This window comes from Rathayibacter sp. AY2B5, from assembly GCF_002931645.1.
GTDB lineage: Bacteria > Actinomycetota > Actinomycetes > Actinomycetales > Microbacteriaceae > Rathayibacter.
In genome coordinates this window covers 73,277-88,258 of the sequence record NZ_PSUE01000003.1, presented here as the reverse complement: position 1 = coordinate 88,258, position 14,982 = coordinate 73,277, and the positions used below count along the sequence as shown (strand labels likewise).

The window sequence follows — 14,982 nt, the reverse complement described above, 5'->3', positions numbered from 1 at the left end:
CCACGACACCAGCACTCACGACCTCAGTAGGAGAGATCACATGTCCCGCTCACTCACCAGGCGGCTCGCCGCCGCAGCCGGCGTCCTCGCGCTGAGCGCTGCGGCGGTCTTCACCGCCGTCGCGCCGGCGTCAGCGGTCACGCTGCCCGGCAACATCGACCCCACCATCAGCCGCACCCTCACCGTGCACAAGCTCGCGCTGGGCTCCAACAACGGCCAGGCGATCGGCACCGGCCAGGAGATCACGGTCCCCGGTGACGCGCTGCCCGGAGCCGTGTTCACCGCCGCGCGCGTCCAGGGCGTCGACCTCACCACGCCCGACGGCTGGAACCAGGTCGCGAACCTGACCCCGGGCACCGCGGCGACCCGCGTCACCGCCGCCGACACCTTCACCGCCACCAGCGGCACGGACGGCGAGGCCGTGTTCAACAACGGCGCGAGCATGCCGCTCGGCCTCTACCTCGTGACCGAGACCCAGCTCCCCGCCGGAGCCACCAACGGCGCGGCGCCGTTCCTCGTCACCCTGCCGTTCCCGACGGGCCCGACCGGTGCGCCGGCGAACCAGTGGATCTACGACGTCCACGTCTACCCCAAGAACGCGGTCACGGAGCTCACCAAGACGCGCGTCCCCGCGGCGGCGAACTCGGTCGAGGCGCGCAACCCCGACCTCATCCGCTGGGCCATCGCCTCGGACGTCCCGGTGCTCGCCGCCGGTGACACGCTCGACACGTTCACCCTCACCGACACGCTCCCCGCCGAGCTGACCTACCTGCCGACCGGCCCGGCCGGCGTCGCCCCCACCGGCATCACGGTGACCAGCGCCGCGGGCACCGCGCCCGCTCCGGCGTTCATCGCGAACACGGACTACACGCTCGGCTACGACGCCGTGACCCGGAACGTGACGCTGAACTTCCTGCAGTCCGGCCTCACGAAGCTGCAGGGTCTGCAGGGCGGCGTCGTCACCCTCACCGTGCTTACCCGTGCCACCGCCATCCCGGCCAACGGCATCATCACCAACTCGGCGACGAGCGTCGTGAACGGGGCCACGGAGACGGTCACCGGCAGCACCCCGATCGGTCAGCTGACCGTGTACGCGTACCAGAACAACGGCGCCAACCGCGTGCCGCTCGCGGGTGCGGTCTACCAGGTGTTCCTCACCGAGAACGATGCCAACCTCGGCCAGAACCCGGTGTTCATCAACGGCAACCAGAACTGGACGACCGGAGCGAACGGCATCGTCGAGATCCCGATCATCACGCCGGGCAACTACTACGTCCGCGAGCTGACTCCGCCCGCCGGATTCCGTCTGCCCACCCCGGCCCAGGTGCTGACGCAGGTCGTCGCCGGACCGAGCTCGGCCACCGCGCCGATCCAGAACTACGTCGAGTTCCTCCACACCCAGGTGCCGGCGTTCGCCCTGCCCCTCACCGGTGGCGGCGCGCAGTGGTTCACCCTCGGTGGAGGCGCGCTCCTCGCCCTCGCGATCGGTTCGGGCCTGATCGCCTCGCGCCGCCGCACCGCGCTGGCTGCTCAGACCGCGGAGTAACGTCACACCATGACGAAGTCGAATGCGGGGCACCCGTCGGGTGCCCCGCATTCCTCTGTCTCAGCTCCTCTTCCTCTCCGGAGGCAGCTCCACCGCCGACCGCGGTGGCGGCTGCCGATCGCCCCGCTGGTCATCGCGCTCATCAGCCTCTCGGGAGTGGCGCTGCTGCTGTACCCCGTCGCCGCCAGCTGGCTGAGCGCCGTCGAGCAGGCGCGCGAGATCGACTCCCTCACGCAGGACATCACCGACCTCGGCGCCGAGACCCTCCGGCAGAACCTCGTCGAGGCCCGCGCCTACAACCAGAGCCTGAGCGGAGGCGGCGCCGCCGTCGCCGCGAACGAGCGCCTCCCCCTCGCCGACGACGAGCAGGTCGCCGACCGCGAGCGCTACTCCTCCCTCCTGCGCGGCGACGCCGAGGGACTGATGGCCCGCATCCGGATCCCCGCCATCGACGTGGACCTGCCGATCTTCCACGGCACGAGCGACGCCGTCCTCGAGCGCGGCGTCGGCCATCTCGAGGGCACCGCCCTGCCGGTCGGCGGCCCCTCCACCCACTCGGTGCTCACCGGCCACCGCGGCCTCGCCTCGGCCGAGCTCTTCACCCACCTCGACCGCGTCGACGTCGGCGACACCTTCACCATCGAGGTCTACGGCGAGGTGGTCACCTACCGCGTGCGCGAGACGCTCGTCGTCGAGCCGGAGGACACGCAGAGCCTCCTCGTGCAGCCCGGCCAGGACCTCCTGACCCTCGTCACCTGCACCCCGCTCGGGATCAACACGCACCGCATCCTCGTCACCGGCGAACGGGTGATCCCGACGCCGCAGTCGGACGTGGACGCCGCGGGGGAGTCGCCCGACGTCGCCGGGTTCCCCTGGTGGGCGATCGCGGCCGGAGGCGCCGTGGTCGCCGCCGGTGTGTACGTGTGGTGGGCGGGGCGGCCGGCGCGCGGCGCGTGGGTGCCGGTAGCGGCCGCCGACGAGGAGCGCGACAGGGTTCCTGCGGCTCGGTGAGGCGAGGGGTGCGGATCTCCGGAGTCCTGCTCCGGTCGCCTCAGCGCAGTGCTGTCCCCGTCACCAGGATCGTGGCTATGCCGGCCCGGTCAGGCGGGGCGCCACTCCTCGAGGAACTCGGCGACCGTCTTCGTCTCTAGGTCGAGCTCGACCTGCCCGAGCAGGTAGTACTGAGCACTGGGCTCATTCAGCGCCGCTTGACCGCGAACTCCACGGCGATCGCCGCGCTGAGCTACCAACCCCGTGCCGTCGCCTGCGACCTAGTCGCGCGGTGCTCCCACGTGGTCTCGCCTTAGTCGCGGGCGGCGTCTCCCAGTACGGGCAGGCCGGTGCGACCAGGGGCATCGATGACAGGCGCGCGCGGCTAAACCACCGCGGTCACCGTTGTCGAGTCCGCTGATCCGGAGCACGTCGAGCGGGCGCTGTCGCTCGTGCTCGACCAGGGACCCGATGGGATCGCCGCCCCCAAGTTCTACGCGATCGGCGTGGCGGTGCTCTCACTTATCCCGGAGCACATTGCCGTCGTCTCGCTCCCGGATGCGCGCGCGGCTGCCGCAGGCGGTCCTCGACGAGCTGCGGGGGGCCCAGGCGCTCACCGATCACCTCCTCGAGCTGGGCCATCGGACCGCGCACCACGTCCGCACCCGCCGTCGCGTCGCGAGGTCGGCCGCACTACCAGCTGGCACCGTGCGCTAAGGGCCATCGGAGTGGCCACAGCTCCCACCAACCTCGAAGCCGCTTGGAGTCCGAGTCGGGCCGGTTCCTCGTCGCGCGGCTGGTCGCTGGTCGAGGACCAGACCGTCACCGTCGTTTTTCGCGGCAAGGGCGAGATGGCCATGGATGGCGTCAAGGGAATCAGGGTCGGCGTGTGCTTACCCGACGATCGGCGACTTCGTCGTCGGAGACGCCCTCCGGGTCCCATCTGGTTCTGCCAAAGATGCTCGATTTCTCACATGAGTATGTGTCAGGTACGGTGGATCTGTCGGAAAAATGGTCAGTATGACAGTCTGCCTAAATCGCAGAACGCCGGTAGAACCACGTCAAAATCGCGCTCATCGGACTCGCGCCGCAATCGTCGCTTCGGCGCGGCAGGTCGTCGTCGAGGTCGGTCGTGAAAGGGCGACGACCGCCCAAGTGGCTGCTCGCGCTGGCGTCGGGATCGGCACGCTCTACCGCTATTTCGAAGATTTTGCCGACCTACTCGAAGCCGTTCTCGGTGAGAATGAGATTCATGCGAAACACCACGCGGTCTTACGAGCCGCGCACAAGGCCGCAAATTCTGATGACTCCGATGAAGCGGGGGCTGTCGCGTTGTATGCGCTTCAAGCGCTCATTAACACGCTCAAAGAGGAGCCATTACTAGAGAGCGATTTACGTCTCTACACCTAGTGTCAAAACCATTTCCTCCACCTCCATGTCGACGATCTGGCTGGACCAGTGCCCCGTTGCGCACGTCGTCGTTTGCGCCGGACGGCAAAGCACCTGTGCCGCCCGCAAGGTCGGAGTCGCCGTCGCCCCGGTCTACGCCATCGAGGGGGCGACGAGACCACGGCCGACCCGGATCGCGCGGCAGATCGTGGAGAAGGACCAGCGCGCCGTACTTTCGGTCACGGACCACACCGTCCGTGGGTGCGGCTCGCGTTCGAGGGCGTGTCCGCCGCGGTGATCGCCAAGCGCGCCGGCACCAAGACCGACGCGGTGAAAAAGGGCCTTGCGGTCGCGGAGTCCGCGACCGTCACGTCCGTTCTGCACGAGCACGAGCTGACCCTTGACCAGGCGGCGGTGCTGTTGGAGTTCGAGGACGACGCCGACGCCCGCGCGACCCTGATCGAGGTCGCCACCCACGACCCGGCCCAGTTCGAGCACACCGCGCAGACCCTCCGCGACGAGGCCGCGCACCAGGCGCTCCTCGCGGCGACCGCCGCCGAGTACACCGGCAACGGATTCCAGACCCTCACCCGCTCCGACGCCTACGGCGACCAGGCGACGTGGACGCCCATCCGGCAGCTGCGCGGCGAGGACGGCAAGAGCGTCACCCCCGAGCAGGTCGCCGCCGTTCCCGGACGCGGAGTGCTCATCGACACCAGCTGGCGCGGCGAGGTCGAGGTCACGCTCCTCGTCCAGGACCCGACCGCCGCCGGATTCACCTACGCCTACGGAGCCCCCGAGCAGCCGCAGACCGAGGAGGAGCGTGCTGAGAAGTCCGCGGAGCGGAAGGTTCTCATCGCCAACAACAAGGCGTGGAACGCGGCCGAGAAGGTGCGCCGCGAGTGGATCGCGACGTTCCTCGCCCGCAAGACCCTCCCCAAGGACGCGGATCGCATCATCGCTCTCGGCCTCACCGCTCACCGGTTCGCCGTGTCCTCCGGGATGACGGGCGGCAGCGACCTCGCGCACGCGCTGCTGCGCATCGAGCGCCCCTCCGGCTACCGCGCCGACGCCCTCGCAGCGCTGGTCGAGGCGAACCCCGCGAAGGCCTGCCTGGTCGCGCTGGCCGTCGTGCTCGGAGGCCAGGAGGCGCACACGAGCAAGGAGTCCTGGCGCCGCGGCGACAAGCGCACGGCCGAGCACTTCCGCCAGCTCGCGGCCTGGGCATACGCGCTCTCCCCGGTCGAGCAGGTCGTCACCGGCGACAGCACCCCCGCCGACGCCGCAGGACTCAGCTAGCCCACCCCACATCCTCTCCTCCTCGTACTGCTGCACAGGAAGGCCACGACGGGCCCCATCGCCCACGTCTGGGGACTGTGGAAAGTCCTCGACGCTAACCGGCAGGTCCTCCGCGAATGGGACGAAGAGCCCGGCGACATGACCGATGAGTCCGAGGAGGAACTGATCGCCCTCGACCTCATCAGCAACCGCCGCGCGACCCTCGACTACACCGACTTCGGAAAGCCCATCGGCTCCACGACCCTGATCCTCCACACGCTCAACCTCTGAGCGTGCCTGCGGGCCGGCCCGACACGGCTCGGCGCGCAGGAGGCGGAGATCCCCCTCGACCCCCCGGTCACGCGCGTGGAACGACCACGCATGCTCGAGCGGTAGTCAGCGGCGAGGACGCGGCTTGTTCCTCGTTCCCCGCCCGGATGTTCCGGTTCTCGATCACACCGACTACCGCCAAGCCGGCGGCCACGGTGACGATCAACAGCCACCCAGAGGGCCTTGAACCACTCACCGGTGAACGCCGCGTCGGTCTGCTCGCCGGCGATCGCGAAGAGCATGAACAACAGCCCGGACCACAGTATCCAGTTGCTGATCAACGCAGCACGCGCGAGCTAGGTCCGAGGCTTCGGCATGCCCTCACCTTCCCATCGCCGGCTGGACGTGTCTATGAGGGCTATGAATCTCGAATCGCAAGCACTGGTCGGCCACGTCCGCATCTGGATGTCCCTATTTAGTCAGGACGCGAGCAACTGCGGATCTACTAGGCGGTGGCTTCGAGGTCGATCGGGGACAAACGCGGCGAGGCGCCTTCCGATCTGTTTGGTTTCGTCCACAGCCAACTCGGGGACTTCGCCGAAATTGGTGCCACCGCCGGGAAGTGTTCCCGCGACGTGGAAATGCAGGTGGGCAATCGCCTGGTGCGCGGCCAGGCCGTTGTTCTGCCAGACAGCGACCCCTGGACGCTCGTGCGCCCTGTCGATGGTGAGAGCGGCATCTCGAAGGGCGATCATCATCAATTCAGCGTCGTTGTCCTCTAGGTGTAGAAGCGACGGCACGTGCGCACGAGGGAGGACGAGTAGATGCGCGATGCCGCGTTGCTCGCGTGTCACCATGACGGCGAGACGATCTTCGCGCCAGAGCACCGTGTACGGGCGTCGTCCGGCGAGGTAGTCACAGAATGCGCACCGATCCTCATCCGGTAGGTCGATAGCTGGCTCGATCTCGCTCATGACGGCCGCAACGAGTTCAGGAAGGCCTGGATCTCGAGGTGATCGAGGGCGTCGTACTGATCCGCCGCTGCCACGATCACCAGCTCGTCACAAACCTTGGCGGTCCGCGAAGCAAGCATGAACGACAAAGCGATGAAGCGGACCGAATCCGCTGACGGCAGTACCTGAGAAAGCTTGGACTGACCGCCACCGATGAGCGGGACGCACACGCGCCCACCGTTGCTGTTGCTGCGCACGGCCCTCCACAGTTCACTGAGACTGTTCCACAGCCCGTCGGTCGTGGAGGACGCAGTGCTGCCCTTGTCCATTAGCGTGTATGCGACCAGGAAAAACCGCCGCGCGTGCGATCGCAGAGTCGCCGTAGTTCCCAGCTCGTACTGCGCGGTCTTCCCGAGCTTCCCGGCAACCACGCCAACTGGAACGCTGAGGCTGAGCGCATCCTCGATATCGGTGTTGAGTTGATCGATGTCACCGCCGTACACACGGTGCAGGAATTGCCCCTGCACGCTGTTAGGGGCGATGTGAGGAGCGGCGGTATCGAAGGTGTTGCTGACGCCGATGATGAGGTGCGCGTCGTGCTGGTCGAACAGATCACCGCGGATGAGCTTGATTCTCGTCGACGGTGACTTGTACGTCGTTTCGATCGGGTGAGGCCACGCCTTGAGGAGCCCGCACACGAGCGAGACGATCAGAGCACCCCATGCGATCCATTCCTTCCCAATGAACAGGTCCGGGGCGAAGAGAGCTATCAGCCCAGCAACCGCGGCAATCCCGCCGAACAGCGCGAACGCGTGGGTGGTGAGGGTCTTCCAAAACCGACGAGTGCGAATGTCGCGGCGGATGGACTCCATCACAGCCCGAGTTGCGCGTAGACGTGCTCGTTATACTGGTGCGGGCCGGCGGAGTCACTCGAAGCGAACTTGGGAGCGTAATTGTCGAGGGCGTACCTGATGATCGCGGGCTGGAACGACACCGAAACGGTGTAGTAGTCCGCGTCCAACAGCGGGGTGGGGATGTAGTTGCGATCGACGGACCGCTCACCGTCGAGGTTAACCACCACGACCGGAAGGTTGAACTCCATCATCACCTTCACCTCGTGCGCGAGGAACGACGTGCTGTCGGAACCCTTTTTCTTCGCATCAGCGCTGCCGAGGAGCGCGATCTGTTTGGCATTCTTGAGCCGCTCGCGGAGGTTGCGCTTGATCGTCTCGGCCGAGCTGGTGTCACGAGAGATGTACAGGTCGTGCGCGTCGAAGAAATCGAACTCGATGTTCTTGTTTTCGCGCCACGCTTCCATCAGGCGGTACGACGAGATGTTCTCGCTCGCGAAGGCGACGTAAGTCTTGTTGCGGTAGCTCATGGTTCCCCCAGGTCGACGGCGATGTTGGTTGTTCATTTATACCCTGTGCCGGTGACACGGTGTGAAAGGGATGCGCTTGCTGACGGGCCTAGGCGGCGTGCTCATCGTCCGGGGCGTCCTTCTCGTCGAAGTCGGCGCCGCCCACTGACGAACCACGGAAGCGCTACTTCTTCGCGATCGCCGCGAGGTGGTCGCGGACCTTCCGCAGGCGCTCGTCGACCGAATTCAACCGTCCCGTGGTCGAGGTGGAGGACGCCGCGCAGGTGGTGAGCGTCACCGTGTCGATCATCAGATCGAACGAGTCGGTGATGCGGCGCCAACCTAGGACCTTGCAGGACACGTCCACGCGCCCCTCATCCAGGGTCGGCTGGCGGTTGCTCAGCTGGTTCCCCGTGCTGACCTCGCCGGCCCATCAGGTGTTCGAAAGAATTTGCCGCGGATTGAGTACCAGGATCGGGCGTGCGTACCGCTTCACGATGAACGGCATCATCAGCCGCCTCGTGTCCGCTGGCATCACCAGCGGCGGATCGAATGCCACCCGGAGATTGCACGCGGGTGCGGGTCCCAGGTTCGTGACCACGAATTTGACCGCCGTATCACTGTCAACTGGAGGCCGAAACTCCGCCGCCATCACTGACTGCGAGCGAGCCTTGCTGTCCCATGCAAGCGACATCAAAGCAGCGATTGCCGCTAGAGCAGCGACCACACCTGCGGTGGCACCGATCGCCGACCCGTACTCGTTGATTCAAAACCATGCGTCCAACACAAACGCGGTTTTCATGACCAGAGAGTGCCTACCCGCTACCCGTACCCAACCGATAGAGAATCGTTCCTTGGCGCCCACGGATGTGACGCACTGACCGTCGTTCCTCCCAGCTGCATGAAGAACCGAACCATCGGCATAGCTTTCGATGCCAACCCGGGCGTGGAGCAGCTGACTGCTCACGCCTGTATCCTTACCAAGCGTTGCGACGCACGTTCGTAGACGTACTCAGTGATTTCGCCGGACATGATCATGGCGAGGGCCTGGTTAATGGCGTCGCGAGGCGCGACGAACCACTCAGACGGGTCGTAGTCGCGACCTTTTCGGTCGACCTGCGTCAGGTTTAAGCGGACGTCTGCGAAGACCCGGTGCAGCAGGTTCTCCAACGCTGACGCCTTGAGGTTGTAGACCCTATAGTCGGCGACGATCTTGACCGGCGCCATCAGGTACGTCGGCGAAGTAGATGCCCCCTTCACCCGCTGCTCGACGCTCGCGGTTGAGAAGCCGATCTTGTGCAGGTCCTTGATATTTGCGATTAGAGGGTCGGTGCTCATCGACTGCAAAACGTAGATGTGCCCGCTCTCGATGTCCGCGTCGAGGATCTCGCTCTCGTCGTGCCCTGTGCGCGCCAGGACCTGTCCCTGCGCCTCGTACATGCGTGTCATCAGGCTTTGCCTGTACATGGCCGACTCGGTGCCGTTCTCGAACACGACGCGCAGCCGCTGCTTCTGTGTGCGCTTACCGCCCACGACGAGGTCGACGTCCTCACCGACGTCGGCGACGAAGCACATCACACCGTTGAGCACGAAGAACATGCCCTCCCGGACCATGTCCATGCCCGTGAACGGTTTCAAGGCGAAGGTGCCGTCTTTGAGTTCGGCGTGTTTTGTCTTGAACAGTGGCTCGAACGACTCGAAGTCCTTCGCTTTCACGCGTTGCGCCACGGACTCGGCCGACTCGGGGCGCTTGACGACGGGTAGCCCCGACACGTCGAGGATCCCGGACTCATCGCCCAGCAGGTCGTCGAGGTCTTCGCCGTCCAGCAGGTCATCGATTGACGCCGGCACCTCCGGTAATTCGAGCAACCCGAACTCGTCGAGATGCTTCACTGCCGCCGCTTTCGCATCGTTGGCCAGGAATCCATCCAGCCGCGCCCCGAGCTTGCGTTCAGCGATATCGCGCGTCCGTGAGCTGGGAAGACGGCCCTCGGCTCGGCTGAACTCGATGATCTCGAGGAATGCACGCTCCATTCGGTCCGATGAGGTCAGCTTCTTCAGCTTCTCCGGCGCCGCCAGCAGCTCATCATCAAGGATGTCGTCGAGGCTCAGCGGAGCCTCGGGTTCGAGCATCTCGTTCCCGCTCATTCCACTACCGTCCCCAACGCGGCCCTCTCCGCCTTGCGCTGTGCTGCGAGCCTCTGCAGAAACAGCAACGCCGCGGCCAAGCGTTTCTCCAAAGGATCCTCAGACCGGAAGTCTGGATTCTTGCCGTGGACTTGCTTCCACGTCTTGATCTTCGGAAACAGCACCAGCGCCTCCTCCTCAGAGAACTCGATCTTCGTCGAAGTGATCGTGTCCTGGATCAAGCGCAGCACCGAGGGCGTGACCGACTTGGACAGTACCTCGAACGCCCGCTGGAACGGGTTCACCGAGTCGATGAGGTTGATGTTCAGCTCGTCAATGTTCACGAATTTCTCGGCCAACTTGATGAAACGCTTGTCACCAACCTGGCGGACCTCGCCGGTCTTGATCACCGAATCCACTACAACCTGCTGACGCACCTCCTCGACTTGCTCCTCGGTGAGGTCAGGGTACTTCTCCCGGATGATCTTCGGGATCAGTACCTTGTTTGTGGTCTCTGCGTCGACCGACCCGGCGGCGGCTCGGGCGAAGGTGTCGTCCTGCAAAATCGTCGCCTTCAGGTCGTTCAGGTCCGATGCGACGATCTGCTTCACGCGGGCGCTCGAGGGCTCCTTAAATCCCTTGATCTGGAGTTCCCCCTTCTTTGCCGGCTCGTCGTCGTCGAACTTCTTGGTCTTGAAGTGAAAGTTTGGCGCGAGCACCTGCTCCATCAGTAGCGAGGCTGTGATCGCCTTCAGCATGTTATTCACCGAGATCTTAACCTCGCCCTGTGAGGCGTCCGGCTCGGCAATGAGGTTCGTGAATTGCGCGTGTGACTTCCCGGGGCTGTCGCGCGTCACCCGTCCGATGATCTGGATCACCTCGGTGAGCGATGCACGGTAGCCGACTGTCAGTGCGTGCTCCGCGAACGGCCAGTCAAATCCCTCTTTCGCCATGCCAAGCGCGATGATGATGTCGACCCCGTCGCGCTCTTTCGACGCAGTGTGAGACAGGTAATGCAACGTGTCGCCGCGCTTTTTCTGGTCGGTGTCGTCGACGAGGTCCGCGACCAGCACGATGCAGCCGGTGTCCTCGCGACGCACGCTGATGATTCCCGTGTCTGGATCAGTCGACTCGACGTGGCCGATCACGTCGATGATGCGGCCGACCTCCTCGATCTTGTCCTTTGTAGACTCGCCCGAGTTCACGTTCGGGATGTGCACGATCGTTTTCTTGTCGAGGTCGAGCACCTCGTGGATCACGTCGGTGTACTGCCCCTGGTAGAAGTGGTGCCCGATGCCCAGCGAGTGTAGGTGCTCGTAGCCGTTGAGCTGGTCGTAGTAGTTGAAGGTCACCGGAGTGAACTTCGCCTCGTCCCCCGGCGATAACACGGGCACCGAGTCCCCTCGGAAGTACGACCCTGTCATGGCCACGATGTGCACATCCGAGCCGACCATCACGTCGCGCAGCAGCGCGCCGAGCCGCGAGGATGCCGTGTCGGCCGAGACGTGATGGAACTCGTCGATCGCTAGCACCGTGCCGTTGAATGACTCCGGTGCCAATTTCTCGAACGCGAAGCGCAGCGTCGCGTGCGTGCACACCAGCACCGCCTGGGGCCCCTCGAGAAACTTGATGAACGCGCCGACCTTGCCAGCCGAAGAACCCGCGTCGCACAAGTTGTTGTCGGCCTTGATCTCCCAGTCGGCCCAGAAGCCGTGCTTCGTCAACTTTGTCGAAGCGAACGACGCGCCGATCGACCGCTCAGGAACTGCGACAATGACCTTCCTGCGGCCCTGGTTATACAGCTTGTCGAGCGCTACGAACATGAGAGCGCGGGACTTGCCCGACGCTGGCGGAGCCTTGACCAGCAGATGCTGGGCGTTGCGGTGCTCGAAGACACGCTGCTGCATCTCCCGCATACCCAGCCCGTCGGTGTTCACTGAGGCCTTCGTCTGCGCATACGTGACATCGACGATGTTCACAGGCTTGTTGATAGCGTCCACTACTCAGCTCTCCGGGTGCTCTTCGTAGAGGCCTTTACGGCCTCCTCGGCAGTCATGCGCTCGTACATCGCGAACAGGTCAGAGAGACGAAGCTCGTCCGTCGCGTACGGCCGCTTCGAGTAGATCGAGTCAACTAATGCGTCGATCGCCGCGTGAGCTTCGCGCAGGTCCTGCGGCATCTTGTCTGGATCGTAGAGCTCAGCCAGCGTCTGCTCACAGTGATACTCACGCACGTCAAGCACCCGAAGCGCAGCGACCGTCAGCTTCTCCTTCATTGCATCCGACAGCGCCGGGACGGGAAAATTGTTGTAGACGATCGTGTTTCCATATGAGAATCGAGTTTCAAGACGCCCCGAAACAGCCCGAGTCCAGCTCATATGCATCCTAGACATCAGTATTGAGAACACCCATGGGGCGGCCTCGTAGACTGCGTAAACTCGGTTGTTCGCGACCACTTCAGGTCCTGCATAGTCCAGAGGAATGTAGTCCCTGTTTTCCGATGAGACTGCCGGCACTAATACCGATGGACTTGCCCGGTAGCTGCGTTGCTTAAATCTGTAGGGGTAGTCCGCGGAATCGACTGTGCTGAGTGCTTTGCTCCCGAGTCGATCACTCCGCACATGGTCGAATCTTTCGGCCAGCGAAGGAATTGCCATAGCAATCTCTGCCTCATTGTCTTCAACCCAAATGCAGTAGCGTAGCTTGCCATTAATCAGCTCCTCAGAACCAACGTACTTCTTAATGAATCGGGCGACTCTTGCATCAGCGAAAAGCATTTCGCGCCGCTGTCCTTCGTCGAGGATGAGCCAACCTCCATCGGAGGGTTTCGACCCAAACGCCATGGGTGGTAACCCAACCGCAAGCGGCCGCATGCGCCGTGACATCGAGATCGAAGGCCCATCGGCAAGGTAGCCGTTGATGTTCTTCGCGGCGATTTGAAGTTGATTGCTGTAGACATACCTCTGTTTGTCAGATTTATTCCGAAGACCGATAACCGCAACCGTTACACCGGCATTATGCTTCGCGTTGTTCTCCCATTTAAAGGAGGTGTAAGCAAACCCAATTTCGATGTCCATACTGAAAATAGTTGGGAACATGAGGCTCACATGCTCCCCCTGAGCGACTGAGTTCGTCGTAACGAAAGCGAGTTGCGCTCGCGTGCCGCGAATATAATCCGAACCCTTGATGAACCACAGCGCGATGTAATCAAGATTCCTGGAAAAGACGCGTCGCCCGAAAACCGCAGAAAACTCGCTCTTCTGCTCCGTCGTTTGCATGCTCGACCCAACATAGGGCGGATTGCTGATTAGGTAAATTTCGGTCCCGGAGTCGTTCGGGCACACCTCGTTCCAGTCCACCCGTGTGGCGTTGCCAGCCTTGATTCGGCCGGTCTCCTTGAGCGGAATTAGGGAAATCTCGACGCGGAACTTCTCGCGAAACTCTCGGTTCATCTGATGCTTGGCGATCCACAGTGATAATACCGCGACCTCGACGGCAAAGTCGTCGATCTCGATGCCGAAAAAGTTTTCGATATTGATCTTCGAGTCTGCCCATAGCACCTGATGGGAGGAGCTCAGTTCGGCGAGTCGCTCGAGGATCGCGTGCTCGACTTTGCGAAGCTCCTTGTATGCGATGACAAGGAAGTTGCCCGACCCGCAAGCGGGGTCGAATACTTTGATCGCCGTTATGCGGTCTAGAAGGCGGAGGAGCCGCCGCTCGCTGTCGTGGGCCTCGTTCAGTTCCGTTTTCAGGTCGTCTAGGAACAAGGGCTCGATCGTCTTTAGAATGTTCGGCACCGAGGTATAGTGCTGGCCTAGGTCGCTGCGCTTGCCCGGTGTCACGATTGCCTGAAACATCGAGCCGAAGATATCGGGATTGATATCGCGCCAGACGAGCTTGCCTGAGGCGATCAACTCGTCGCGCGCGCGCTTCGTAAAGCGGGGCACGGTCTGGTTCTCCGTGATCGTGAACAACCGTCCGTTCACATATGGGAATTTTGCGAGGCGCTTCGGCCTGACGGCTGGGTCTTCGGTGTCGAGCGCGTCGAATAGATCAGCCAGGAATTCTGCCAGGTCCGAACCGTCGGACTGCGTCTGCGAGCTTACGGCGGTGGTGAACTGGTTGTCGTCGAAGATACCGGTGTCCTCGGCGAAAAAACAGAACAGAAGCCGCGTGAAGAAGACGTTGAGCGAGTGGCGTCCGCGCTCGTCGTCAAAAATCCCAGGGTTTGCCTGCAGCAGTTCGTCGAAGAGCTTGCCCATTCGCTCGGCAGCCTTGATGTCGGCGTGGGACTCGGCGAGGTATTGCGTCTTCTCCATGCCGGCCCATGGGAGGAAGAAGGTGAAGTGCTGGTCGATCTCCCGGATTGGGAAGCCGATCGTCTCGTTCGTTTTGCTGTCGTGGGCGACCACGTCTGCGTAGTCCGTGACGATCACGAAGCGAGTGTTGAAGCGGACAACGGCTGCCGAAGTTCTGAGCTCCTGGAGTACCTCCAGCGTATCGCCGCTCGTCTCCTTAAAGTAGACGACGTTCTTTTGCGCGACCTCGGTCGAGGGGTCGACTGCGATATTCAACGATCCGTTACGCAGTCGCGTGACGTTGCCCTGTGGCTTCCCAAAGCTGAGCAGCAGATCAAAGATGAACTCCCGGTCGTAAGTCTCCTGACCGGCCAGGGGTGCGACGCGCTCCTCGACCGCTTTAAGGCTAAGCCTCGCCATTGGTGCCTACTCTCACACGTGCTGCCCCGAGCGAACAGCGACTCGTAGCGCACCCTGTCGTCCTTCATCAGGCACGCGCTACGTCGAGATCATGTTACCGGCGGTCACTTGCGCTCTAGGTCGTTGGTAGAGCAGGTGCGGAGGCACCGGATGCGCGTTCTGGGCAGATGAGAGCGACGCGCTGTGGTCGCTTGTGCACTGTCTGGTAAGGGGATCGGTCACCGAGACGATGCGCGTACCAAGAAACATTAGCTTCCTGGGACACGCGGTTGCTACGCAGACGAAGCCGAGCGCTCCTCGGGTCTTTGGGCGTACGTTCGTCTCGGGAAGGTGTCTCGTGGTGGGATGTCTC

The 14,982-nt window shown here is 63.4% G+C and carries 13 protein-coding genes; 5 read left to right on the top strand and 8 right to left on the bottom strand.

Annotated features, from left to right (window positions below; translation table 11 throughout):
• Positions 1-40: 40 nt before the first annotated feature.
• The 5 genes from C5C30_RS03145 (at position 41) to C5C30_RS17960 (ending at position 5,494) form a co-directional block, all read left to right on the top strand.
• On the top strand, positions 41-1,546 hold the full coding sequence (locus C5C30_RS03145) for a SpaH/EbpB family LPXTG-anchored major pilin (protein WP_104247195.1): 1,506 nt from the start codon (positions 41-43) through the stop codon (positions 1,544-1,546).
• A 156-nt stretch (positions 1,547-1,702) separates the two neighbouring features.
• Positions 1,703-2,557, top strand: coding sequence for a class C sortase (locus tag C5C30_RS03140; RefSeq protein WP_258065773.1), 855 nt, complete (start codon positions 1,703-1,705; stop codon positions 2,555-2,557).
• A 990-nt stretch (positions 2,558-3,547) separates the two neighbouring features.
• Positions 3,548-3,946 carry a TetR/AcrR family transcriptional regulator gene (locus tag C5C30_RS03135; protein ID WP_104333172.1) on the top strand — a complete coding sequence of 133 codons (399 nt, stop codon included), beginning with the start codon at positions 3,548-3,550 and terminating at the stop codon, positions 3,944-3,946.
• A 240-nt stretch (positions 3,947-4,186) separates the two neighbouring features.
• Entirely contained in the window at positions 4,187-5,224 is a 1,038-nt protein-coding gene (locus C5C30_RS03130) for a hypothetical protein (RefSeq protein ID WP_104333171.1), read from the top strand.
• A 138-nt stretch (positions 5,225-5,362) separates the two neighbouring features.
• Entirely contained in the window at positions 5,363-5,494 is a 132-nt protein-coding gene (locus C5C30_RS17960) for a hypothetical protein (RefSeq protein ID WP_258065772.1), read from the top strand.
• Positions 5,495-5,952: 458 nt separating this feature from the next.
• On the opposite strand, the gene C5C30_RS03125 is transcribed toward C5C30_RS17960, so the two are convergent.
• The 8 genes from C5C30_RS03125 to C5C30_RS03095 form a co-directional block, all read right to left on the bottom strand.
• Entirely contained in the window at positions 5,953-6,447 is a 495-nt protein-coding gene (locus tag C5C30_RS03125) for an HIT family protein (RefSeq protein ID WP_104333170.1), read from the bottom strand.
• A complete protein-coding gene (locus C5C30_RS03120) occupies positions 6,444-7,298 on the bottom strand; it encodes a macro domain-containing protein (protein ID WP_104333169.1) in 855 nt (284 codons plus the stop codon). Before C5C30_RS03120 ends, C5C30_RS03125 begins: the two co-directional genes overlap by 4 nt.
• Positions 7,298-7,807, bottom strand: coding sequence for a TIR domain-containing protein (locus C5C30_RS03115; RefSeq protein WP_104333168.1), 510 nt, complete (start codon positions 7,805-7,807; stop codon positions 7,298-7,300). The genes C5C30_RS03120 and C5C30_RS03115 overlap by 1 nt, the downstream gene beginning before the upstream one ends.
• 163 nt (positions 7,808-7,970) lie before the next feature.
• Positions 7,971-8,153, bottom strand: a complete 183-nt coding sequence (locus C5C30_RS03110) for a hypothetical protein (RefSeq protein ID WP_104333167.1) — start codon at positions 8,151-8,153, stop codon at positions 7,971-7,973.
• A 66-nt stretch (positions 8,154-8,219) separates the two neighbouring features.
• Complete coding sequence (locus C5C30_RS17955) at positions 8,220-8,345, bottom strand: hypothetical protein (RefSeq protein ID WP_258065771.1); 126 nt, start codon at positions 8,343-8,345, stop codon at positions 8,220-8,222.
• A 404-nt stretch (positions 8,346-8,749) separates the two neighbouring features.
• The gene (locus C5C30_RS03105) at positions 8,750-9,934 is read right to left on the bottom strand and encodes a GIY-YIG nuclease family protein (RefSeq protein ID WP_104333166.1); all 1,185 of its coding nucleotides are present in this window, start codon (positions 9,932-9,934) and stop codon (positions 8,750-8,752) included.
• Complete coding sequence (locus tag C5C30_RS03100; RefSeq protein ID WP_258065770.1) at positions 9,931-11,892, bottom strand: DEAD/DEAH box helicase; 1,962 nt, start codon at positions 11,890-11,892, stop codon at positions 9,931-9,933. The genes C5C30_RS03105 and C5C30_RS03100 overlap by 4 nt, the downstream gene beginning before the upstream one ends.
• 20 nt (positions 11,893-11,912) lie before the next feature.
• Entirely contained in the window at positions 11,913-14,630 is a 2,718-nt protein-coding gene (locus C5C30_RS03095) for a DNA methyltransferase (protein WP_104333164.1), read from the bottom strand.
• Between the last annotated feature and the right edge of the window lie 352 nt (positions 14,631-14,982).

Coding starts and splice junctions, on each gene's coding strand:
- C5C30_RS03145 (WP_104247195.1), top strand. CDS start 41: ATGTCCCGCTCACTCACCAGGCGGCTCGCCGCCGCAGCCGGCGTCCTC.
- C5C30_RS03135 (WP_104333172.1), top strand. CDS start 3,548: ATGGTCAGTATGACAGTCTGCCTAAATCGCAGAACGCCGGTAGAACCA.
- C5C30_RS17960 (WP_258065772.1), top strand. CDS start 5,363: ATGACCGATGAGTCCGAGGAGGAACTGATCGCCCTCGACCTCATCAGC.
- C5C30_RS03125 (WP_104333170.1), bottom strand. CDS start 6,447: ATGAGCGAGATCGAGCCAGCTATCGACCTACCGGATGAGGATCGGTGC.
- C5C30_RS03120 (WP_104333169.1), bottom strand. CDS start 7,298: ATGGAGTCCATCCGCCGCGACATTCGCACTCGTCGGTTTTGGAAGACC.
- C5C30_RS03115 (WP_104333168.1), bottom strand. CDS start 7,807: ATGAGCTACCGCAACAAGACTTACGTCGCCTTCGCGAGCGAGAACATC.
- C5C30_RS03105 (WP_104333166.1), bottom strand. CDS start 9,934: ATGAGCGGGAACGAGATGCTCGAACCCGAGGCTCCGCTGAGCCTCGAC.
- C5C30_RS03095 (WP_104333164.1), bottom strand. CDS start 14,630: ATGGCGAGGCTTAGCCTTAAAGCGGTCGAGGAGCGCGTCGCACCCCTG.